19 protein-coding genes and 1 tRNA gene are annotated in these 24,142 nt (G+C 46.7%); 3 read left to right on the forward strand and 17 right to left on the reverse strand.

The window, feature by feature from the left end; all coding sequences use genetic code 11:
- Positions 1–51: 51 nt before the first annotated feature.
- From DW769_RS11460 to DW769_RS11475, 4 genes are all read right to left on the reverse strand, one after another.
- Entirely contained in the window at positions 52–1,560 is a 1,509-nt protein-coding gene (locus tag DW769_RS11460) for a carboxylesterase/lipase family protein (protein WP_055267694.1), read from the reverse strand.
- 11 nt (positions 1,561–1,571) lie between these two features.
- Positions 1,572–2,465: a carbohydrate ABC transporter permease gene (locus DW769_RS11465; protein ID WP_117801541.1), complete on the reverse strand. Its 894-nt coding sequence runs from the start codon at positions 2,463–2,465 to the stop codon at positions 1,572–1,574.
- An 11-nt stretch (positions 2,466–2,476) separates the two neighbouring features.
- A complete protein-coding gene (locus tag DW769_RS11470) occupies positions 2,477–3,400 on the reverse strand; it encodes an ABC transporter permease (protein WP_055267750.1) in 924 nt (307 codons plus the stop codon).
- A gap of 144 nt (positions 3,401–3,544) precedes the next feature.
- Entirely contained in the window at positions 3,545–5,821 is a 2,277-nt protein-coding gene (locus DW769_RS11475) for a helix-turn-helix transcriptional regulator (RefSeq protein WP_158579602.1), read from the reverse strand.
- A gap of 241 nt (positions 5,822–6,062) precedes the next feature.
- Here DW769_RS11475 and DW769_RS11480 point away from each other — a divergent pair, with 241 nt between their 5' ends.
- On the forward strand, positions 6,063–7,727 hold the full coding sequence (locus tag DW769_RS11480; RefSeq protein ID WP_055267699.1) for an extracellular solute-binding protein: 1,665 nt from the start codon (positions 6,063–6,065) through the stop codon (positions 7,725–7,727).
- 118 nt (positions 7,728–7,845) lie between these two features.
- On the opposite strand, the gene DW769_RS11485 is transcribed toward DW769_RS11480, so the two are convergent.
- The 10 genes from DW769_RS11485 to DW769_RS11530 form a co-directional block, all read right to left on the reverse strand.
- Positions 7,846–9,612 carry a sulfatase-like hydrolase/transferase gene (locus tag DW769_RS11485; RefSeq protein ID WP_118750398.1) on the reverse strand — a complete coding sequence of 589 codons (1,767 nt, stop codon included), beginning with the start codon at positions 9,610–9,612 and terminating at the stop codon, positions 7,846–7,848.
- Between the two features lie 230 nt (positions 9,613–9,842).
- Positions 9,843–10,466 (reverse strand): V-type ATP synthase subunit D, encoded by a 624-nt coding sequence (locus DW769_RS11490; RefSeq protein WP_117801544.1) that lies wholly within the window; start codon positions 10,464–10,466, stop codon positions 9,843–9,845.
- A gap of 20 nt (positions 10,467–10,486) precedes the next feature.
- Positions 10,487–11,911, reverse strand: a complete 1,425-nt coding sequence (locus tag DW769_RS11495; protein ID WP_118595941.1) for a V-type ATP synthase subunit B — start codon at positions 11,909–11,911, stop codon at positions 10,487–10,489.
- Positions 11,912–11,925: 14 nt separating this feature from the next.
- Entirely contained in the window at positions 11,926–13,692 is a 1,767-nt protein-coding gene (locus DW769_RS11500) for a V-type ATP synthase subunit A (protein WP_022461685.1), read from the reverse strand.
- The gene (locus DW769_RS11505) at positions 13,685–14,272 is read right to left on the reverse strand and encodes a V-type ATP synthase subunit E (RefSeq protein ID WP_055220230.1); all 588 of its coding nucleotides are present in this window, start codon (positions 14,270–14,272) and stop codon (positions 13,685–13,687) included. The genes DW769_RS11500 and DW769_RS11505 overlap by 8 nt, the downstream gene beginning before the upstream one ends.
- A 23-nt stretch (positions 14,273–14,295) precedes the next feature.
- Positions 14,296–14,604: a V-type ATP synthase subunit F gene (locus DW769_RS11510; protein ID WP_055220228.1), complete on the reverse strand. Its 309-nt coding sequence runs from the start codon at positions 14,602–14,604 to the stop codon at positions 14,296–14,298.
- Positions 14,605–14,654: 50 nt separating this feature from the next.
- Positions 14,655–15,089, reverse strand: coding sequence for an ATP synthase subunit C (locus DW769_RS11515; RefSeq protein ID WP_022461688.1), 435 nt, complete (start codon positions 15,087–15,089; stop codon positions 14,655–14,657).
- A gap of 127 nt (positions 15,090–15,216) precedes the next feature.
- Complete coding sequence (locus tag DW769_RS11520; RefSeq protein WP_416388396.1) at positions 15,217–17,163, reverse strand: V-type ATP synthase subunit I; 1,947 nt, start codon at positions 17,161–17,163, stop codon at positions 15,217–15,219.
- Positions 17,164–17,174: 11 nt separating this feature from the next.
- Complete coding sequence (locus tag DW769_RS11525; protein WP_022461690.1) at positions 17,175–18,215, reverse strand: V0D/AC39 family V-type ATPase subunit; 1,041 nt, start codon at positions 18,213–18,215, stop codon at positions 17,175–17,177.
- A gap of 4 nt (positions 18,216–18,219) precedes the next feature.
- The gene (locus tag DW769_RS11530; protein ID WP_022461691.1) at positions 18,220–18,531 is read right to left on the reverse strand and encodes a hypothetical protein; all 312 of its coding nucleotides are present in this window, start codon (positions 18,529–18,531) and stop codon (positions 18,220–18,222) included.
- A gap of 414 nt (positions 18,532–18,945) precedes the next feature.
- On the opposite strand from DW769_RS11530, the gene trmB reads away from it, so the two are divergent.
- Positions 18,946–19,596, forward strand: a complete 651-nt coding sequence (trmB, locus tag DW769_RS11535) for a tRNA (guanosine(46)-N7)-methyltransferase TrmB (protein WP_117801545.1) — start codon at positions 18,946–18,948, stop codon at positions 19,594–19,596.
- A gap of 211 nt (positions 19,597–19,807) precedes the next feature.
- On the opposite strand, the gene DW769_RS11540 is transcribed toward trmB, so the two are convergent.
- Both DW769_RS11540 and DW769_RS16455 read right to left on the reverse strand, forming a co-directional pair.
- Positions 19,808–19,880, reverse strand: a tRNA-Lys gene (locus DW769_RS11540).
- Between the two features lie 210 nt (positions 19,881–20,090).
- Entirely contained in the window at positions 20,091–20,240 is a 150-nt protein-coding gene (locus DW769_RS16455) for a hypothetical protein (protein ID WP_156327623.1), read from the reverse strand.
- 177 nt (positions 20,241–20,417) lie between these two features.
- Here DW769_RS16455 and DW769_RS11545 point away from each other — a divergent pair, with 177 nt between their 5' ends.
- On the forward strand, positions 20,418–21,785 hold the full coding sequence (locus DW769_RS11545) for an MATE family efflux transporter (RefSeq protein WP_117510099.1): 1,368 nt from the start codon (positions 20,418–20,420) through the stop codon (positions 21,783–21,785).
- A 97-nt stretch (positions 21,786–21,882) separates the two neighbouring features.
- On the opposite strand, the gene nrdD is transcribed toward DW769_RS11545, so the two are convergent.
- Complete coding sequence (gene nrdD, locus DW769_RS11550) at positions 21,883–24,018, reverse strand: anaerobic ribonucleoside-triphosphate reductase (RefSeq protein WP_022461695.1); 2,136 nt, start codon at positions 24,016–24,018, stop codon at positions 21,883–21,885.
- Positions 24,019–24,142 lie beyond the last annotated feature (124 nt).

Raw genomic sequence — 24,142 nt, forward strand, 5'->3', positions numbered from 1 at the left:
TGTAGAAAAGGAACCTGCTTTTTCTGCCCAGGTTCCTTTTCTTTCAGCCTTTTATGCATGTTCCAGCATAATTTCTTTTAAATACCGCTGTACTTCCAGTTCTTTGATTTCTTTGCATTCTGTCTTTTCCGAAAATACCATGTTCTGAGGATTCTCCGGCTGATATGGCTTCCATTCCGGTACACCCTCTCCATTTGGATTTTTCTGTTTTGCAAAATTCGCCCAGCTTTTTGTCATAACTCTGGAAATATCATAATCCGTTCCCGTCATTGGACGCCAGCAGCGTGCAACAGTTCCAAATACATACCACAGCTCGGAGGAATGGAAGGATCCTGCCTCGTTCCCTGGAAGATCGTGGTCAAACAGATACAGATAGCACGGTTTATGATCATGTCTGATATTCAGCTCACACAATACTCTGTTTTTTACCATCCAGGAATGGCTTTCCTGAATCGCGCGCATAATGTCTTCTTTTTTCTCTACCTGCAGCAGTTCCAGGTATTTTTCCGCTGCAGGTCCCATCATCTGACGCTGCTGTTCTTTCCAGACTTCCGGGTCTTCCGGTACGCCGAATACCAGAGTCCATTCCCCGGCGGTGTTTCCAATCATCATCGGCAGATCCGGGTAATTTCCCTGATAATAACTGTCGGATACTGCCTCATCCAGCAGATAATGATCGATCACCGTTCCCATCGGATATTTCATAAATCCCTTCATCATAACTGCCATTAGCTCATCTGCACTCTTGCCGCGCAGTTCGTCTATGGAATGGCATCCTGCATCTTTCATAAATTCAGCGCCCTGTTTTTCTGCTGTTTCCATCGGTTTCTGCCCCATGCCTGGATCCGGCCAGTTGATATCCGCACAGCTCATAATAATACTTCCGGCAATATCTCCTCTGGTAAGCGGTGACACAAGCATTGTCTGCACACTGAATGCACCCGCAGACTGTCCAAAAATTGTAATATTATCCGGATCTCCGCCAAACGCACCAATGTTTTTTCTTACCCATTTGAGTGCGGCAATCTGGTCAAGATGACCATAGTTTCCAGAAACACCATGCTCACTTTCTTTTGCCAGATCCTCGTGGCAGAGGAATCCAAGAACGCCCAGACGATAATTAAACGTTACCAGAATCACGCCTTCTTTGCAAAAAGCTTCTCCGTCAAACTCCGGTTCAAATCCATATCCACCTGTGAGTCCGCCGCCATGTACCCAGAACAGAACCGGCAGTTTTTTCTCCTCCTTCACTTCCGGCGTCCAGATGTTCAGGTACAGACAGTCTTCACTCATATCTTCTGCGGACTGGAAAAATTCATCACCATACAAACTGCCTTTCGGGTGGCGCATCTGCGGCGCAATCGGTCCGAAATGATCTGCATGATAAACGCCTTCCCACTTTTCTGTTTCCTGCGGCTCTCTCCAGCGGAGCTCTCCAACTGGGGCTTTTGCATAAGGAATCCCTTTAAATACCGTATACTGTGGAATATTTCCCGGAATCCCCTCAATTTCTCCTTTTTCTGTTTTCGCAATTCGATTGACTTTTTCGTAAAATTCCATGATCTTCCTCCTTAGCCTTTGATTGATCCTACCATAACACCCTTTTTAAAATACTTCATAACAAACGGATAAAAACATAAAATTGGAACAGATGCCACCATAATGGTGCAGTATTTTATAATTTGCTTATAAGAATCCGCAAGTCCTGCAAGTTCTCCTGAAGATGCGGATGTTGCCGAACTTGTATCGTTTCGGATCAGTACTTCCCGCAGAATCAGCTGCAGTGGATATTTGTCCCGGTCTGTCAGGAAAATGGATGCATTGAACCAGGAATTCCAGTTTGCAACTACATAGTACAGCGTTACTGTTGCAAGCGTTGCTTTTATCAATGGAAGAACAATCTTAAAAAGTACAGCAATTGGTCCTGCCCCATCCAGACGCGCAGATTCTTCCAGTTCTTTCGGAAGCGTTGCCATTGCCGTTCTGACCAGAATAAGGTTAAATGCGCTGACACACGTCGGAAGAATAACCGCAAGGCGGGTATTGTACATTCCAAGGCTTCTTACTACCATATAGAACGTGATAATTCCTCCGCTGAACATCATGGTAAAGGAAATAATCAGCATCAGTGCATTCGACCAGAGCAGATCGCTTTTCGAAAGCGGATACGCTCCCAATACAGTAATCAGCATTCCAAGTGCTGTCGATGCAAACACATAAAAAAGAGTATTTCCATAGCTTCCCATCAACTGTCTTGTCTGAAATACCAGCTTATATCCCTCCAGCGTAAAACCATGTGATTTTAAAATCAATCCGCTCTGGTTCATGACCCAGTTGGGATCAGAAACCGATGCAAACGCCACATGAAGAATCGGCAGCAAACATACAACTGCAAGAAAAATTAGAACCAGATAGTCAAATACAATAAATATTTTTCGCGCCAGAGACGTTTTTGTTTTTTTCATGTTTTTTCCTCCTAAAACAGACTTGTTTCCGAGTACTTCCGGCTGATAACATTTGCACTTACAAGCATAATGAAGTTAATCACAGAGTTGAACAGACTGACAGCCGTACTGTATCCATAGTTAAACTCTTCCAGACCTTTTCGGTAAACAAAACTGGAAATAATATCTGCGGTTTCATAAACCTGAGGGTTATATAAAAGAATGGTCTTCTCATATCCAACCGACATGATGGAACCGATTCGCAGAATCAACATAATAATAATGGTGGAGGAAATTCCAGGCAGTGTTACATGCAGTGTCTGTTTCCAGCGGTTTGCTCCGTCAATTTTTGCTGCCTCATACAGTTCCTGATCCACGCCGGAAAGTGCTGCTACATAAATAATACTTCCAAAGCCAAGTCCCTGCCATAAATCCGAAACAATGTACAAAGGACGCCAGCACGCCGGATCGGATAACAGATTTACCTGTTTTCCACTAAAAAAGGTAACGATCTGCGACAGGACACCTGTACTTTTGGTAAAGTCTACAATGATACCTGCCAGAACGACCATGGAAATAAAATACGGCATATAGGTAATCATCTGTACACCTTTTTTGAAAATGGAATCCTTCAGTTCATTCAGAAGCAGCGCAAAAATGATCGTGAGCGGAAACTCAATGATCAGCTGCAACATACTCAGCACAACCGTATTCCGAATGACACGCCACGCAAATACCGATTGAAAAAAGTCTTTAAAATTTTCCAGACCTACCCATTGGCTTCTGAGAATTCCAAGTTTTGGCTTGTAATTTTCAAATGCCATCAGGATGCCTCCCATTGGAAGATATGCAAATACGATAAAAAATGCAATCAACGGAACCGCCATAAGATACAGCAGTTTGTTTTTCTTCCAGTCTTTTACGATTTCCTTCCTTGTAAATTTTTTTGTTTTCATATGTGCTCCTTTCTTCCCGCCGGACTTATCATTAATCTGATTGTATCGTCTTCCCTGCCGGTTCGAAAGAACCACTTTTTGTGGCTTCCCTCCTTTTTCTGCTGCTTTTTTATGGCCTTTTCTTGTGGTGGTACTCATTTTCTGCTATTTCTGCACCATAGTTTCCCGATATTGGCCCGGAGTCACTCCTTCATACCGTTTAAACGTACGAATCAATGCTCTGGATTCCACATATCCTACCTTTTCCGCAATTTCCTGCACGCTCATTCCCTGCATCAAAAGTTCTTTTGCCTTCGCAATCCGCACGATATGAATGTTGTCTCTCACACCAATTGACGTTACTTTTTTATAGTTTCTGCTCAGATGTGATGTTGACAGATGGAACTTTTCCGCCAGATACTGCACATCCATCTGCGGGTCTGCATAGTTTTTCTCAATGTAACTCTGCACTTCCCATACCCATGGAAAGCCTTCTTTCTCCGTTCCCTTCTGATAGGAAATAATTTTTTCAAACAGAAGATCAATTTTTTCCCTGATCTCCTGCAGTGATCTTACATTAGAAAGTGATTCCAGAATCTCACCGATCTGTCTTGCTTCTTCCGTGCTGTTTTTCTCGAGCTGATCCACATGTGGAATTCCTTCCAACAGATTGCTTACCAAACCATAAATTTTGTATCGCTCCAACTGAAAGTTTTTGATTTCTCCCTGTTCCACCATATTTAACTGTTCTGTCAGCAGTTCATACGCATTCGTGTAGTCTTTGATGGACAGCAGATTTAAAAAGCGTTTCTGAATATCCAGCGAAATAGAATCTTCTTCCAGCGCTTTCCTGGATTTGCTGTCACGATAGTCTAAAATATTCGGAATATCCTTTTCCCAGAAAGTCTTATAGTTTGCCATTTCCTCCGCATTTAAAAACAGCTCTGGAATATCGCTTAGCTCACTGCCCTGGCCTCCGCGGAACACACACAGTTCTGCATGAATAACATCCTTGTGGAAATCAACGATCTGGTTCAGCAGCTGATTGAGTACATCAGCCTCTTCCACCGGCTGACAGATACACAAGATCATTCTGTCATGACGAAATGCAGCCCCTCCGTTCTTACAAAGCAACTCCTCAATAACATTTTGACTTACAAACAACAGCAGATCATAATCTACCGTACCATTCACACAAAATGTAGATTCTTCGATCTCCCTGTATTGGAACATCATAAATTCGAACGGAGCATTTTTTAATGAAATCTCATATTTACTCAGTTTTTCCTGTACTTTTTTCTCATTGATATTACCTCTGCACATGGAAAACAGAAACTCATCTTTTTGCTGCTGCATACTTCCTCTTAACTGTTTCTGTATGTCATGCAGCCTATACTCATAGACAAGCATTGTTTTTTCCAAGGATTTCATCATTTCAGGATAACTGTCTGCTCCATCCATCCGAAACGTATCCAGAATCTCCTGGATTGGTTCTGAAAATGCTTTACTGTAATGCCATGCCAGAAAAACGCCTGCCAACAGGCTCATCAGAACAGCACCCGCAATAATGATAAAATATGTTCTGTTCTGCTGATAAAAAATCGACATTGGAATAGAAAAATAATAGTTCCATACTCCGCTTTGGGAAGATATTCCCATTGTAATATATCGTTTTCCCTGTATTTCCTGCATCACAGGTTCGGAATTGCACACAATCTCTTCATAACTGTTCTGCTGCAGCACATCCTGTCCCTCCGGAACGGTACCAATCATCAGGGAGCGATCTCCGTTTGCCATGCAGCAAATACTCTGCTCAATATAGTCACTCAGGTTTAATATTTTTTCAAACTCTCTGACAGAAACAAACGTAATAACTACACCAGCCCGATGATAGCTTTTATCCAAAATTGGGTTTAAATGGATCAGTACCGCACTTTTTGTGCCCGATTTTAAAATCTGATATGCTCCCTTATTTCTTTCCAGGGAAACCAGATTCTGAAATTCTTCTTCAGAAATTCCTTTCTTTTTCAAAAATGCATCCAAATTTTCGTCCTGGTACCGATAGTTTCCAGTAAACACAGCGTTGCTGTTTTTAAAATACAATACCGTTTCTGCTTCACTTTGCTGCATCGTATTTTCATTGCGCAGAACCTGATTCAATTCTGTATACTTCAGCTGATACTCCGGCTGCTCATCTTCCAGTTCCGCTATTTCCTGAACAATCGGATGATCCGCCAGAAGCTGGCTGATCTTTGAAATATTTTCCAGCCGAATGTCCATCTCATGCTGTACCTGATTTAATAATGCAACCTGCGCATTTTTCGTATTGCTCTTAAAACTCTGATAGGAATAAAAAGAACAGCCAATCAGTACAATCAACAGGATCATCACCAACACCAGATACGTTTTCATCACGGATAAAAATATTTTTTTCTCTTTCATCTTTTGCATCCCCCATGCATTTTCTTCCTTAAATTATAGCACGCACCCCCGGAAAAGTCTCAAAATTGCCCAAGGATCACGCAAAACGGCAATCAAAACACATTCTGGCAATTCTGATTCTGACGGCAAACTGCACCTGACGCAAAAACTGGTTCTTTTCTTTTTTCCCACCTTTCTCTTATAATACAGGTAACGTGCACGAACATTAGAACGAAAATCAAAAGAAAAGGAGATTTCAAGTATGAAAAAAAGAATACGACAGGCTATACGCATGGGCGCCTTATTACAGAGCGTTGTTCTTCTGGCAGGATGCGGTGCTAACGGCAGCACTTCTTCCGGCAGTTCCACCTCTGCTTCTTCTAATACTTCTTCTGCAGCTTCTTCTGTAAGTTCTGACACTTCTGCTGCAGATACTGAAGTTTCTCTTCCATTAGTGGATGAGAAAACAACATTAACTCTCTGGACTCCTATGGATGCCAATGCTGCAAGTATTGTAGATTCTCTCGGTGATACAGAATTTTTTCAAAAGCTGGAAGAAAAAACGAATGTACATATTGAATTTCAGCATCCCGCCATTGGAGACGAAGCATCTGCTTACAATCTTATGATCGCAGGCGGCGAACTGCCGGATATGATCAAAAACAGTGGCCCTTCCTATGTTTATCCTGACGGTCTTGATGCCGCTGTAGACGATGGCTATTATATGGACCTGACAGATCTCATCCAGAAGTATGCTCCTCATTATATGGCTGCTCTCGAAAAGGCCGGAGAAGAAGATGAAAATCTGAAGCGCAGTGCTTATACCAATGACGGACGTATGGTCGGTATCTATCAGATCATGTCAGAACAGCAGGGACCATATGCCGGCATGTATGTCCGCAAAGACTGGCTCGATGACCTCGGTATGGATACTCCGGTCACCTACGATGACTGGGAAACCATGCTTACTGCTTTTAAAGACCAGGAAGGTGCAACTGCTCCGCTGACGCTTTCTTATACTGGATATGATGTATTTGCCAATGCCTTAAATGCCGGTTATGGAGTTTCCAATACTTTCTATCAGGAAAACGGCGTTGTTAAATACGGACCGATTGAAAGCGGCTGGAAAGATTATGTTGAAATGATGCATCGCTGGTACAGTGAGGGATTAATTGATCCTGACTTTATGTCTACAAACGCAGTCCTTCCGGACAATGCAATGGTTACCACAGGAAAAACCGGTGCATTTTGCTCTATTTACACATTAATCGCAGCATACGAAGGTGCAAACTCAGATCCAAATGCCGAGTACGTTCCTGTTCCTGCCCCGAAAGTAAATGCTGAAGATACTGTAAAATTAAATATGTATTATCTGCTCGGTCCGTGCATCACAGTTTCCGCAGATTCTCCAAATGCCGAGCTCTGTGTAAAATGGCTGGATTATCTCTTCAGCGAGGAAGGTGCTCTTTTAGCCAACTATGGTACCGAGGGCGATACTTTTGAATATCAGGAAGACGGAACTCCAGTTTTCACCTCCAAAGTAACTGCCAACGAAGATTATACTTTTGCACAGGCAATGGCTTATTTCACTATGCCACCTTCCCGTGTCTGCCTGCAGGACTGGAAACGTGAGCTTGCCGCCGTTCCGGAAAAAGATCTTGTTTCCTATGATATCTGGGCAGAAGCTGGCACCGAAAACTGTCTGCCTGATGTCAGTGCTATGGGTATTTCTTCAGACGAAAACAAAGAATACAGCAAAATCATGACTGATGTTACGACAATTGTAAACGAAAAAACATCTCAGTTTATCACAGGTGTTATTTCTATGGATGAATATGATGATTTTATCGCTCAGCTGAAGCAGATGAATGTTGATCGTGCAGTAGAAATTGTGCAAACCGTTTATGACCGTTTCCAGGCAAGATAATCGAATCATACATCACTCTTTTGTAGTCTCTCTCTGAATTAACAAAAAACACCGGCCTTCTCCGGAAACAGATTTTTATCTGTCTCCGGGAAGCCGGTGTTTTTATATGTTCTATTTTTTAAGAATACTGCGACTCATCCACATCAAACGGTTCGTCGCAAGGTCCTTCAAGGAGGCGGTAGCTTCCCTTGACGGAGAAGTAGTACCACTTTCCGTCGATCAGCTTCCATCCCTTGACAGCATAGCCGTTTGCATCGATGTAGTATCTCTGCTCGGTGTCATTCGCATAGCGGTGCGGGTTCAGGGATACCCATTCGCCTTTGGCCCAGCGGTCTTCGTCTTCGATGTAGAACTTCCAGCCCTCATCGGTTTTGGTCCAGATGGAGGTTACCTGCTCTTCCATTTTCTCGAAGAATTTGGATTTCTGGGAGAGGTCATCATTGAACTGGTCAAAGGTCAGCTTCTCAGCAAGTGTCTGCTCGCCGGAGAACAGGTTGGTTCCAAGGCCGAGGCGGTCGCCCTCGATGGTGGCGCCGAGGCTGGCAAGCGTGGTCGGGAACATGTCCATGGTGGTGAAACTTCTGTTTTTCTCCTGCTGCGGCTGGATCGGAGAGTTGATGATCACGTTGTATACGGTTCTGGTGTAGTCCGGATCAATGTTCTCACAGAAATCGGAATCCATCGTCAGATGGTCGCCAGAAATTACGATCGTTGTGTTCTCGTAGAAATCCTGCTGCTGAATCCAGGAAACGAACTCGGTGACCTGCTTGCTGGAGCAGTGCAGAACCATTCCGTACTGGTTGTCACCGTCGTTTTCTTCATCGCAGAGCTCACACGGATATCCATCCTCAAAATGGGTGTCTGCGGTCAGCATGGTGAAGTTGAACGGCTCTCCCTCTGCTGCGATTTCGGTCAGGCGGTCTTTGGCAAAGGAAAAGAGTTTTTCATCCTCATAGCCCCACCATTCGTAATATCCTTCCGGGATCAGGCCTTTTTCCATAGCCCAGCTGTAATCGTCTACTTCGTAGTCACCGTGCTCTTTAAAGTACTCTTCCCGGCCGCCGAACTGTCCGATTGAACCGATGAAGAAATACTGCTTGTAGCCTTCATCCGCCAGGACATCACCCAGGGTATTGATTTCCGGGAAGAAGCTGGTCTGATATGCCATCTCATTTCGCTGGATTCCGATGCTGAGAGGCAGACCGGAGGTCTGTGCGAAAATTCCGGCAATGGTCCAGGTTGCGTTTACGGTAGGCTGGCCGCCGCCAAGCAGCTCCGTGTTGGAAAAGCTGATGTTGTCTGCGGCAAGCTGGGTCAGCTCCGGGATATAGTTTTTATCGAATGCTCCGCCGGAGGCTTTGTCTGCGTAGGTGCTCTCCATGGATTCCAGATAGAGATAGATCAGATTTCGTTTCTGTTCCGGGAACGTGATATTCACGCGGTCCGGATCTACGTAGTTGTCTTCTACCACGGTATTGTACGTGCTCTGATTTTTCAGATAATCTTTTACGTCCAGTGCTGCCCACACGTCATTGATGGAATAGACGATGCTGGCGGCTCCTGCCGCGATACAGATCATCCCGAACGCCACATGGGCTTTGCGTTTTTCCCGAAGAAAAATGCTGACCAGAATCAGAAGGATGAGTGCTGCCGCTGCGATCAGCGCACTTGAGCAGACATAACTCATCAGAAGATCATGGCTGGTTCCGGCAATCGGGGCCTTTAACTGGTAAACAAGCTCTTCCATGCTCAGATTCGGCCATGTTTTCCGCATCCAGCGCTCGGACGTAAACAGCAGCACGCCAAGCGTTCCGATCAACACTGCAAACACAGCCAGCAGAATGCGCCCTGCTTTTTTCGTTTTTTTCTGTTTCTTGTGTTTCATCTTCCTGCCTCCAAAAAGCATTACAGCTTACAAAATCTTAACTTTTTTTACAATCGCCTTACGTATTATAGCAAAGACCGTTTTAAAAAGATAGAAAATTTTTATAAAATTTTTGCACAAAAAGTACAGCCAAAAACATATTTTTTGCATGACACATAAAAACCCGCCCGGCACCGCAAATCTCTTCGCGGCCCAAGCGGGTTTTTCATCTCTATTCCGGGAAAGCCTTATCAGCTTGCCTTGTTCTTTCTCTGTTTGATGACCTTCAGTCGTGTGAACTCCTCGCGCTCCTTCTCCTCCAGTGCGTCCGCGATATCCTTGGACAGCTGGGTGTAATGCGGAATCGTGATGTTCTTCAGCGCGTTGGCACGCTTCTGTGTTTTCTTGATTGCCGCAGCAAGGCGGTACGCCGAGTTCTCTATCATGGAAAGGTTTAAGGTCAGGTCTTTTACTTTTTCAAAGGCCTGTCTTGCCTGATCCAGGGACTCCTTCGTGCTGTAGTAAGCATACGTCGGGGCCTGTCCGGACGTATCAGCCTCTACCAGCGGAATTTCCACGCCCATGATACTCCTTGTCTTGATCCGGATGGATTCCTCCACCGGAACGGTATAGGACACGGTCTGTACGTTGGTGATACCGATCTCCATGTTAGCAATCTGCAGCGCCGCATATGCTTCGCGGAACGTCACATCAATCTGACGCTGAATATCCTTTGCCTCATCGATCAGGCCCATGAGCTCGCGGATCAGAATATTCCGCTTCTTGTCCATCAGCTCGTAACCCATGTGGGCAAGTTTCAGAGAGTTCTTTGCAAGAATCAGGTTTCCCTTGGTAGGAAAGGTATTCGGGTCCATTCCGATCTCACTCCTCTCGCTTACTCATTCATGGCATCGGCTTCTGCCTTTGCTTTTGCTACTGCATCAATGGTGGTCGGATGATAATACTGATCCAGAACCTTGGTGTTGACACGGTCGAGCTCTTCTCTCGGAAGCAGTCCAAGAAGCTCCCATGCCTTGTTCAGCGTATCTTCCATGGAACGGTTTTCATCCATTCCCTGGCCGATGAATTCATGCTCGAATTCATTACCGAATACCAGGTACTGTTTATCGATCGGAGAAAGCTCATCCTCACCGATAACGGATGCCAGGGAACGCGCATCTCCTACCTTTGCATAGCAGGAGAACAGCTGGTTTGCTACGTCCTGATGATCGGCTCTTGTGTAGCCCTCACCGATACCATCCTTCATCAGACGGGACAGGCTCGGCAGTACGCTGATTGGCGGGTAAATAGACTGGCCGTGAAGCTGACGGTCCAGTACGATCTGACCCTCGGTGATGTAACCGGTCAGGTCAGGGATCGGGTGCGTGATATCATCGTTTGGCATGGTCAGGATCGGAATCTGTGTTACGGATCCCTCTACGCCCTGTACGATTCCGGCGCGCTCATACAGCGTAGCCAGCTCACTGTACAGGTATCCAGGATAACCTTTACGGGAAGGAATCTCTCCACGGGAGGAGGAAACCTCACGCATAGCCTCGCAGAAGGATGTGATATCGGTCAGGATAACCAGGATATGCATGCCTTTCTCGAATGCAAGGTACTCGGCAGCTGTCAGTGCTACCTTCGGGGTGATCAGACGCTCTACAACCGGGTCATTTGCCAGGTTCAGGAACATAACAACGTGATCCGATACACCGCTCTCCTCGAAGGTCCGGCGGAAGAACTCTGCTACGTCGTATTTAACACCCATAGCGGCAAATACGATTGCAAACTTCTCATCAGAATCTCCAAGGGATGCCTGCTGTACAATCTGTGCTGCCAGCTGGTCGTGCGGAAGTCCGTTTCCGGAGAAGATCGGCAGCTTCTGGCCACGAATCAGGGTGGTCAGACCATCAATTGCAGAGATACCGGTATGGATATAGTTTCTTGGGTATTTACGGGTAACCGGGTTCAGCGGCAGGCCGTTGACGTTTCTTTTTACTTCAGCATCAATCGGTCCCATGCGGTCGATCGGTTTTCCGATACCGTCGAAGGTACGTCCCAGAATTTCCTCGGAAAGTCCGATCTCCATAGGATGTCCGGTCAGACGGGTATGGGTATTGGTAAGAGACATGCTCGAAGTTCCCTCAAATACCTGAATAACGGCTTTATCTTCGTATACAGCAACGATACGTCCCAGTTTTTTCTCATTGCCGTCTACGGTAAATTCTACGATTTCCTCGTAGGAAGCATTTTTTACACCTTCCAGAACAACCAGAGGGCCATTGACCTCACTAAGGCCTAAATATTCAATTGCCATGATGAATTCCCTCCTTAACCATTCTTCTCGAGTACCTTATCGTAGAAGGTGTCGATATCTTTTTTGTATGTGTCAAACAGATCCAGACGGTCATTCGGTACATCGTATTTAATAGAAACGACGCGGTCGAAGATCTTGTCCTCTTTCAGTACGGACATTGGCATGCCCATCGTCACAAGCGCTTTGGATTTCTTGTACAGATAAAGAATAACTTCCATCATCTTGTACTGTTTTTCCAGAGATACGCAGGTGTCATCCGGATGGAATGCGTTCTGCTGCAGGAAGCCCAGTCGAATAACTCTGGCGATTTCCAGGGTCAGCTTCTGGTCATCCGGAAGAACATCGCTACCGATCAGTTTTACAATTTCCATCAGGGAGCTCTCAGAGTTCAGGATTCCCATTAACTGGTTCCGCATATCTACAAAGTTTTTGTTTACGTGATCTTTGTACCACGGCGACAGATCCTGCAGGTATTCACTGTAGCTGGTCAGCCAGTGGATCGCCGGGAAATGACGGGCGTAAGCCAGAGATTTGTCCAGTCCCCAGAAGCAGCGGACGAAACGTTTGGTGTTCATGGTAACAGGCTCGGAGAAGTCACCACCCTGCGGAGATACGGCTCCGATGATGGATACGCTTCCCTCTGCGCCGCAAAGGGTCTGCATCATGCCGGCACGCTCATAGAAAGCGGACAGACGGGATGCCAGATATGCCGGGAAACCTTCCTCGGCAGGCATTTCCTCCAGACGGCCGGACAGCTCACGGAGTGCCTCTGCCCAACGGGATGTGGAGTCTGCCATGATTGCTACATCATAGCCCATATCGCGGTAATACTCAGCCAGTGTCAGTCCGGAATACAGAGATGCCTCACGGGCTGCAACAGGCATGTTGGATGTGTTGGCGATCAGGGTGGTACGGTCCATCAGCGGGTTGCCGCTCTTCGGGTCGATCAGTTCCTGGAACTCCTCCAGAACCTGTGTCATCTCGTTTCCACGCTCTCCACATCCGATATAGATGATGATATCGGCATCAGACCATTTTGCGATCTGGTGCTGGGTCATGGTTTTTCCGGTACCGAATCCGCCAGGGATGGCTGCTGTGCCGCCTTTTGCGATCGGGAACATCGTATCCAGGATACGCTGTCCTGTGATCAGCGGAACGGATGCCGGATATCTTTTCAGGGTTGGACGCGGTACACGGATCGGCCATTTCTGTGCCAGTGTGATCTCTTTTTCGGTGCCGTCTTCCAGTTTCAGTTTTACAATCGGGTCAAGGATGGTGTACTTTCCGTCTTTGGCAGCCCAGATAACCGTGCCGTTGACATCCGGCGGAACCATCGATTTGTGTACGATGGAACGGGTCTCCTGTGTCTCTGCAATGATTGCGCCGCCCATCAGCTCTTCGCCTTCCGAAACAGTTACATGGACATCCCATTTTTTCTCTGTATCCAGAGAATCTACGGTAAGACCGCGGCTGATGTATTTACCGGACTGCTTTGCAATCTCGGACAGCGGACGCTCAATACCGTCAAAAATGTTGTTCAGGATTCCAGGTCCCAGTGTAACAGAGAGGGCATCTCCGGATGCGGTAACTGTTTCGCCTGGTTTCAGTCCTGTGGTTTCCTCGAAAACCTGTACTGTAGTGGTATCCTTTGTCAGGGCAATAACCTCGCCGACCAGACGTTCTTTACCAACGTAAACCATCTCGGACATTTTAAATCCGGTGTTTCCTTTCAGATATACGACCGGACCGTTGATTCCATAGATAACTCCGGTTTTATTCATGCTCTACACCTCCGTGAAAGATGAAATTCTCCCGCTCTTCGTTCAGAAGGGTCTCGAAGGAATTATCGATCAGAATATTTTTCTCCGGAATGACCGCGCGCACGCCGCCAAGGAACGGCATGGCCGAAATGGTAAGGGTTACGGAGAGTTTCTGCTCCAGGGAAGCCTTATGAGCTTCGTCTGACGGATCCAGATATAAGGTCAGTTTGTCGTTTCCGGCAAATGTAACGGCTTCGCGGATTTTGCGCTCCAGATACTCCTCATAGGATGGATCCTTTTTATAAGCGGTAAGTTTTTCACGAACTTCTTTAAACAGTTTTTCTTTTAATTCCAGATTTTTACGGGACAGCTTCCGTCTGATATGAAGCTGATCCGCTGACAGTGTCTTGTTGACATCACGTTTTGCTTTCTCGGTCTCGGCAGCAACTTCTTCTTCTGCCTGACGTCTTGCGGTTGCTTTATGCTCCTCGAAGATCTTATCCAGAGCTTTCTGGTGATCGCCGATCACACGTTCTGCTTCACGGTTTGCACTGTCCAGGGAATGATTATAAAAATTCTGAAGTTTTTCCTCAGTAGTCAATGTGTGTCACCTCCAGGGCATTCTTACAGTTTTAATCCAATAGATTCATTTACAAAGGAAGTGATAAAGTCCGGCGCTCTTCCGGTACCGTGACGGTCCGGAATTTCAATGAGCAGCGGAAGCTTATGGTTGAGGCGGACATCCTCCAGAATGTCCGGGAATTCCTTCCCGAACTTTTCTGTAAGGAGAATAATTCCGATCTCTTTGTCTGCCAGTGTTTTCTGCAGTGTATCATAAAGCTCCTCGCGCTCATGAACGACAACGCCTTCCACTCCGGCCAGGCGCATGCCCGTCTGAGTGTCTACGTTATCACTGATCAAGAACATTTTCATTTATGATTCCTCCAACTTAAGGTGAAGATCAATACCTTCCGGTTTTGGAATCAAAGTTTACCAAGAATCATGAAGGAGATGATCAGACCATACAGAGCGATACCTTCGGCCATAGCTACGAAGATCATGGATTTACCAAAGATGCTGCCGTCTTCGCTGATTGCTCCAAGAGCTGCGCTTGCGGAAGATGCAACGGCGATACCGGAACCAATACCGGAAAGACCTGTAACAAGAGCTGCACCGATGTAACCAAGACCGGTTGCAAGACCAGCGCCTGCTTCTGTTGCAGCAGATGCAGTTGTTGCGCCTGCGAAGGAAACAACGGTTGCGATCAGCAGAAGGCCGAAGAAGCCGCTTACATTGGCTGCCAGAGATTTTTTGTAACGATTTTTGTTGTGCTCACCTTTGAAGTAATAAGTCATAGGAACAACGATGGTTAATACCATTGCGATTGCAGTAAGTACCTGTACAAATGCTGAGTTCATAATAGTTTTCCTCCTGAAGTTAATTCATTAAATTTACTCTTTGCTGCGATCCGGAGCCATTTTCACTTTTTCCCGATACAGCTTCCCGCCATATTCGCTTCCATTTTGCATGGCTCTGAATCCTCTTTTATTTCTCGCCTTTTTTCAAAAACGGAACAAACGGTTTTCCGTCTCCTTCATAGAACCGGCTGAACATCTCGTAATACTCCAGACGCAGTACCTGGATCGCTACCAGCAGTGCCTCAAGGCAGGCAACGAAGACATTTCCGAGAACAATAACCGGCCAGCTGATGCTGCCGCCGCCTGTTGCTCCGCCGAGCATCAGGACAACCTCCATCATAGCCGCATGGCTGACTGCATATGCGCCGACACGGACAAAGGAAATTGTGTTGGAGAAGTAGCTCAAAAGTACATCGAAGAGTTCGAAGAATGCCTGTACAAAGAACATTCCCTTTCCGGTATCCGGAAATGCATTGCCCTTCTTCTCTACCATACGCTCCAGTGGCTCTTTTAAGAAGATCGCAAGAAGCGGAATACCGAACATGACTACCATCACGCCGACAGCCGGAGCTTTATGGCCGCTGAACAGGAGAACGAGTGTAACGGCAAGGGCTCCGTAGAAAATGAAGCCTGCCAGGGAGTTCTGGCTGAACAGAAGCTCGCCGAGCTTATGGTTTCTTGCTGCATTAATCATATGCAGAACCATTCCTGTCAGAATCATGAACATACCAAATGCAACCGCTGCGACAAATACGGTGTTCATCGAACCGATGAACGGAAGCGTTGTCATCGCTTCCTTCGGATGCAGCCAGAGGGCCGGTATGACATTCTCAAATCCGAAGAAGCTGCCGAACAAGAATCCGAAGATCACAGAGAATACCGCGCAGGTACTCATGATCGCTGCCAGATCCATCTTCTTGTAGTGGTACAGCAGTGCGCCGCCAATCAGCAGACACAATCCCTGTCCTACATCGGCAAACATGATTCCGAAAATAAAGGCATAGGTGAGTCCTACGATAATCGTAGGGTCAATTTCATTGTAATTTGGCAGTCCGTACATCTTCACGTACATCTCAAACGGACGGAAGATTTTCGGGTTTTTCAGCTTTGTCGGCGGCTGACGCAGAACGTTGTTTGCATCATCCTCGATGAAGCAGAAGAGATTTGTGTCGTTTTCGATGTCCTTCTGGAAGGAAGCGGCATCTTTTTCCGACATCCAGCCGCACAGAATATAGAAGGTTTCCTTCTTGGATTTTGTGCAGGCTGCCAGGCGACGGACATCAAAGTTGCCGGAGAGCTGCTCTAACTGCTCTTTTGCTGCAACCAGATCCTCTGCGGAATCCGAAAGGCATTTTGCCAGTTTCCGTGAGCACTCGCTGAGTGCATCGTCTGTCTTTTTGATTTCTGCCTGAAGTGCTGCGTAAGCATCCTCCGGCGTTCCGCTGTACTCGTCCGGAACGTAGATTCTTTCGAAGTGCAGGGATGAGAATACGGCGTCCACTTTCGTGACCTGATCTCTCGGGCAGAAGTAAATGCCCCATACATACTGCTCATCGGAATGGCAGCGGTAGAATACCGTATCGCTGTTCTCATAGCAGTAGCTCTCAAACTTGTTGTAATACTCTTTTGTGATCTTTCCGAATCTGAATTTGATAAAGTGGAAATCCAGAATGGAGGAAAGATTGCAGTGCAGATCCTGGAACGGCTCGATTTTCTGTGCTTTTTCCATCAAGTCTTTCTTTTTTGCTTCCAGTTCTGTACGCTCCTGGTTCAACTGGCCAAGGGTGTGATCCAAACCATGGACACAGTTGATGGCATCTTCCAGGGAAAGTCTTTTCGTGGTGGTACGCTTGTCTTCCGGCAGAAGTGCTGTAAAATCTTCCGCCTGTTTTAAGGTCTCTTTGTATGGGTTGATCTGGATATACGGTGTGATATTCTGCATCGTAGACAGCTCCGTCAGAGCGTTTTCCAGATGTATCTCATATTTTGAGAGATAAGTGTTGACCACACGGTCAATGTCGGCTTTCGGCCCGGTGATGCTCAAAAATTTCATCTTGACAATCAATGAGTACACCTCCCCGTGTATTAAGTTTTTGCGATATGCTGCATTGCCTCGTCAGCGCTGATACGGTAACGTACGCACTCGAGTGCAATAATAAGCCGGTTTACCTCGTGCTCTTTGTGATAGAGGTATGAGTATATGGTGGCAACGGAATAAGGATCCTGTCTGGATTCACTGGAAAGTATGTGCTTCATAATGGCTGCATACATGGATTCCAGCGTATCGACTTTGAAGGAATCATACCGTTTCGCATAATAGGTTTGTTCCAGCAGCTGGGAAAATGCACTCATATTCTCGGCTTCTACCAGTGCCTTTACCACATCCTTTTTCAGCCGGTGATGAACCGGAATCAGCAGGGCGTAGATTTGTGCGCTGGTCATGTGATAATAGCGTTTGGAACGGTAGATCCACTGAAGGTTCAGCATGTCAAACTTGCTTCCCCATGCAGCGGTCAGCTCTTCCAGATCCCGCTTTGTCACTACTTTTGATCTGTCTTTCCACATCTGTGCAAAGTAATACAGATCCAGGGTCATCTCATAGTCGAACAGGGTCGGACGCTCGATATCCGCGAGCTGCGACAACGGGGCATAATATTCTGTCCCTTTCAGGTTCGCAATCAGTTCTTCGATCGTCCTGGAGGACGCCAGAAGATTGATGTCCAGCTGGGAATGCTTGTTAAAGAACTCGTCGAATATGGACAGGTTCAATACCACATCACGGTGATCAAATACCGTGTTCAGGCATTCTTTGATAACGGACACTTCGTATCGTTTAAAGTAGAGCGCAAGGAACTTTCTCTGCTCCACATTTGCAAAACGGTACAGCTTGGAAAAATCCCGGTATACCGTCAGGCGCAGCATTTTCTCGATCTGACCTCGGTGAAGGTCAGCTTCGTTGTAGCCCTCAAACAGATCCTCATAGCCTTTATGCTGCTTGAGGTAAGAAACTGCCTGCGGTACACTCTCCAGTTCCACGATTTCCCGAAAATTCTGGTCGTTTAAAAGATGGCTCTGCATGGCTCTTATCTTTGTGGTAAGGCCGCTGTAGGATAATAGACCGCTCATCGTTTCACTTCCTTATAATGTTTTCGTAAATCTGCGTGGACAGTGTTCCGTGATTCTGTTCGTAATAAGCGTCCAGTGAAGATAGAAGTTCGGCGGCAGAGTCCCGCTGCTTTTTCTGATCCGCATCTGTAGTAGAATGAAGTTTTGTTGTGATCTCTTCAATCCGCTTTGCCGTTTCCGCTTCCAGATCTGCATCGAATTTTGCAATCCGCTCTTCCTGCTGCTCGTCCTGGAGCTTCTTCTGATTCTCGGCAGCCTGCATAATCTTAGTAGCAGCCGTTTCGATCTCTGCAAGTTTGTTAATTACAGATTCCATAGCATCGCTTTCCCTCCTTATTTATTTAAAAGACAACAAAGACGAGGAAAACTCCCCGCATCTTTGCTGTTAGTATTCTACACCTTTTTTTCCAAAGTTGACATATTGAAATCGTAAAAAAAAGTGGGATTTCGATCGACTTTTTGATTAAAAATAGACAATGGGTCATATTTTTTCTTCCAATCTCAATAGCCAAAAGATGGTCCCTCATATGATTTCGATATGGTTCCAATCCGATTGTCATATTGCTGATAAGAAATGCTATGTGCAGGTTGATATTGTATATAGTATTTTGAAAACTTCGAAAATTTGAAAACGGGATTTTTCTGTTTTGCTTTTTCGGGAGCTATGATATACTGGATATGATTGGCTTTTATTCTAATATTTATCACTTAAGAAAGGAATTTTACGCATATGCGCCTTAGAAATATCAGAGGATCAAAAGATGTGATTGCTTCCTGTCCGTTCGTTGTGCAGGAGCCGGAGAGCTGCCGGGGACGGTGGGCTGAAATTTTTGGAAATGAAAATCCGATTCATATTGAGGTCGGTATGGGAAAGGGCCGCTTTTTGATGGATATGGCGGTTCTGCATCCGGAAATCAACTACGTCGGCATTGAAATGTACGACAGCGTGCTGCTCCGCGCAGTACAGAAACGGGAAAAACTGGAGACGGAAATCAAAAACCTGTTTTTCATCCGCATGGATGCACGCCAGCTTCCGGAAGTGTTTGCTGAGGGCGAGGTAGACCGCATTTACCTCAACTTCTCCGATCCGTGGCCGAAGGACCGCCATGCGAAGCGGAGACTGACGTCACATGAGTTTCTTGCACGGTACGAGAAGATTTTAAAGAAGGACGGAACACTGGAATTCAAAACCGATAATAAAGATCTGTTTGACTTCTCTCTTGAAGAGATGAAAAATGCAGAGGGATGGGAACTCACTGCATTCACATACGATCTGCACCACGATGTGGTTCTCTCAGAAGGAAATGTAATGACGGAATATGAGGAGAAGTTTTCCTCAATTGGAAACCCGATCTGTAAGATGGAGGCACGGTTTCTGTAGCGGAATGCTTTCGCAAATGATTTGATTCCCATCCAAAATACAAACCGGCAGCAGAACGGTCTCTTGAAAAGTAAGACCGCTCCGCTGCCGGTTTTTCTCTGTTTCTATCGCAATGTAAAAAAGTTGATACACAGACTTTTGGTATTTTGCTTGTAAAACAAGAAAAACACCGTCCCCGCAGCTCTCAGGTCTGCAAAAACAGTGCTTTCGATGCGCCTTCAGGGACTCGAACCCTGGACAAATAGATTAAGAGTCTACTGCTCTACCAACTGAGCTAAAGGCGCTTACTTTTGTTTTTCTGTGTTTCATTGGATGATCCACTCGCTGAACACAAATAAGATTATAAAGGATTCTGCCGAAAAAAGCAACCTTTTTTTCACTGTTTCTTTACTTTTGTTAAAAACAGCGAAAACAGGTCTTATAATTCTATTAAATTTCACAATTTTTTCGTATATTTCCGTTTGTTTCGATGACGGCTCCAATGGCAGCCGAACCTACTTCCGTTTCTTATCTTTCTTTTTCAAAAGCTTCTCCAGCTCCTGCATGGATTTCTGGATTTTATAAAGACAGCCGCTGCCGGCATATTTATTCTGATAGCAGAAATCCTGGAGTTTCTGCTGAAGGAAACCTGATTTTCTGATCAAACTTCTTCTCCGCTTTCCGGCGTACCGGACACGGGCACCGGAAAAGTTCTTTTTCTTCTATATTATACAGGGAATGTCAAAAATGACCAGAAAATAGCTTGTTTTAGCCATTGTTTTCCCATTTCCTTTCCGCTATAATACAGCAAAAACTACTATTTATACTTTGGGGGAATTTTTATGAAAACACGAATGAATTTTAAGGATGAATTTTACCAGAAACTAAAACTCCTCGTCCTTCCGATTGCGATCCAGAATTTTATGCTGGCTCTCGTCAGCGCAACGGATGCGATCATGCTGGGCTGGATTGATCAGACTTCGTTGTCTGCTGTTTCACTGGCCGGACAGGTGCAGTTTGTTTTGAGCCTTTTTATCTCAGGCATCGCGGCGGGCGCCGGTATTATGGCAGCGCAGTACTGGGGGAAACAGGATGCCGCTTCGATCGAAAAAGTGATTCCGATCGCACTTCGCACCAACCTGCTGTTCTCCGGCCTGTTTACCATCCTTGCCGGTTTCTGTCCCGAAATGCTGATGCGCATCTTTACAAATGATGCGGCCCTGGTTGCAAGCGGAAGCCAGTATTTACGCGCTGTTGCACTCTCCTACGTACTCTGCGGTATTTCGCAGGTCTATCTGATCCTGCTGAAAAACACCGGTCATGCAGCAGTCAGCTCCCGCATCAGTTCCACTGCGGTTGTACTGAACATCATTTTAAATGCCATCCTCATCTACGGTCTTTGCGGTGCTCCGGCACTTGGGATCCGCGGAGCAGCTTATGCAACGGTAGCTGCCCGCGTTGTGGAACTGATCTGGGCTTATCTCGAGACAAAGAAACCGGAGCGTGTACGGATTCTCTGGAACCGCCTCTTCTCTTCCGCAGGGAAAATACTTTCAGAAGACTTCTGGCGCTACACGCTTCCCGTGCTTGCGGCCTCCCTCGTCTGGGGAATTGCCTACGTTCTGTACTCCGTTATCATGGGCCACATGGGAAGCGATGCTGTTGCAGCAAACTCGATTACCTCGATTGCAAAGAGCCTCCTCTCCTGCCTGATCCGCGGTGTGAGCGGCGGTGCCGGTGTTCTGATCGGAAACCTGCTCGGTGCAGATGAACTCGAGAAAGCACGCGAATACGGCGGCCGCCTGACGCATCTTGCAATTGCCATCGGCGTTGTGACCGGCGGTCTTCTGATGTTGATCTCTCCTGCAATCGTCCACTTCGCTCCGCTTACCGATACCGCGGCAGAATATCTGCAGTACATGCTTCTCTTCTGCGGTCTGAACTTGATGGCACAGTCGGTCAACACCACCGTTCTCGACGGCATCTTCTGTGCCGGCGGCGATGCGAAATTCGATATGCAGGGAAATATCGGCGCGATGTGGTGCTTTTCCGTACCGCTTGGTTTCCTCGCCGCGTTCTGGCTGAAGCTGCCGGTCATGGTTGTCTACTGTATCGTAAACCTCGATGAGATCGTGAAACTGCCTGCGGTTTATCTTCATTATAAAAAATACGTCTGGGTACGCAACATCACCCGCGATATCGAAGAATAATTGCCGAACTATAAAATCCCCTGCGGAAAATCCAAACCGAATGGATTTCCCGCAGGGGATTTCGTTCTTTTATCGTATTACAAATATCGCAATGATTTTACATCGATTTTCTCTCTGCAATTTCCGCCATCTTTGCTTCATTCAGACGTGTGTCGCCATGGACACGGCTGTAGGAAAGATAGCCGTTCATACGGTCGATCTTTGTCAGGTTCTTGGAACCGCAGACCGGGCAGACATCCATGTCGAGTTCCTGGTGGCCGCAGTCATCGCAGTAAGCCAGGGACAGGTTGACGCCCTCGTAGTAGCCAAGCTCCATCGCACGCTCGATCAGTGTCTTGATCGCGCCTTTGTTGTAGCCGACCGGATAGCGCACGTACTGGATTTTTCCGCCGTTGCAGAGCTCCCAGAAACGTCCCTCGAGATCCTGTTTCTGGATCGGGGTAATGTCCTCGGTTACGTGGCAGTGGAAACTGTTGCTCACATACGGGCGGTCCGAAACGTTGCGGACGATGCCGTACTGTTTGCGGAACTGCTCTATCTGCAGGCCGCACAGGGATTCTGCCGGTGTGCCGTAGATCGCATAGAGGATGCCGTCCTCTTTCTTAAACTCGGCAACCTTGTCGTTGATATATTTCAGCGTGTCAAGTGCGAACTGTCCGTCCTCAACAAGAGATTTTCCGTTGTACAGCTCCTGCAGCTCGTTCAGCGCCGTGATACCGAACGATGCGGTCATCGGCTTTAACAGCGGGCGGATCTTGTCGGACGGTTTTAAGTGGCCGCCGTAGAAACCTCCCTCACAGTAAGCCAGCGGGTTCGTGGATGCACGCATCTCGCCGAGGTAATCGTAGGTCCGTTTGTGCAGATCGCGGATCATCTCGAGGTAGAAATCAAGCACTTCGTGGAAATCGCGGTTCTCGGAACGGGATTTTGCCAGGATCATCGGAAGATGAAGGGAAACGGCTCCGATGTTGAAACGTCCGACAAAGACCGGTTTGTCGTTCTCATCTGCCGGCTCCATGCCTCCGCGCTCGTACCACGGGCTAAGGAAAGCACGGCATCCCATCGGGCTGATGACTCTCTTGTATTTCTTGTACATCTCGGCGATGTAGCCCTCGCCGCTCATCGACAGCCAGTCCGGATACATGGTTTTAGAGGAACAGTCAAGTCCTGCCTCAAAGACATCTTCTGCGATGCCGCCCTCTCCGTGAATTGCCTTGTCATATAAGAAGACGATTTTCGGGAAGAGCACCGGCTTTTTGTGGCCTTTCTTGCCCTGTCCGTTTTTGTGGACCTCAAGAAGGGAGATGGAAATCATCTTCTCGAACATGCTCGTTCCAAGGCCGAGGGTCACGGTAACGAACGGATAATCACCGCGGGAAGATCCAACAGTGTTCAGTTTATACTCAATTCCCTGCCATCCCTGATCGCACTCTCTTCTTACTTTGTCGATCGCATACTCGATGGCTTTCTCCTGTGCACCCTCCCAGGATGCGTCGGTATATTTCAGGAACTCTTTTACGTAGTAATCGTAGCTCTTCTGTGCGTACGGAGCAAGGATCTTGTCCACCTCCGGCACGGTAAAGCCGCCGTACTGCTGTGCAGCGGTGCTGAGGACGATATCGCCCATGACATCAAATGCGGTGTCGAGTGTCTTCGGCTCGTTGTACCAGACATTTCCCATCTCGAAACCGCCTTTTAAAACGTTTCCGACATCGAACAGACAGCAGTTCATGGTATCGAGACGTGCGGACTGGTCGTGGATGTAGATGTAACCGTCCTTACAGGCCTGCAGCTCGTTGCGGTTCATGAAGAACTTGCGGTACAGCTCTTTGTTCAGCTCGTTGAAAATCAGGCTTCGCTTCGTTGCAACGAGGGCGCTGTCGGTGTTGGCATTGCTCTTGTCGCCGATGTAGCGGATGGACTGGCTCTTCGTGTAGACCTCGTCCATCATATGGATAAAATCAGTTTTGTAATTGCGGTAATCGCGGTAGCTTTTTGCCACAGCCGGGTTTACTTTTTCGAGTGCTCCCTCCACGATATTGTGCATATCGCTGATCGGAATTTCGGTCTTTCCAAGGGAATATACGTGCTCGGTTGCGAACTTACAGATAAAGTCAATCTCCTGCTGTGAGAAGGTATACAGGATTCTCTGTGCGGATTTATTTACGGCACGGACGATCTTCTGCGCGTCGAATTCTTCTTTGGTGCCGTCCTTTTTGATAATATAAACCATTGTGGTGTCCTCCAATTCAAACACTATATCTTGTGTGTCCCCCACCCTTTTCTTGTAGCGGGCACCACATATTGTAGCATGTTTCTTTTGAAAAGAAAAGGCATTTCCTGTAAGTTTTTATTTT

Origin of the sequence: Blautia sp. AM29-29 (assembly GCF_003480555.1) — a bacterium.
GTDB classification, from domain to species: domain Bacteria; phylum Bacillota; class Clostridia; order Lachnospirales; family Lachnospiraceae; genus Fusicatenibacter; species Fusicatenibacter saccharivorans.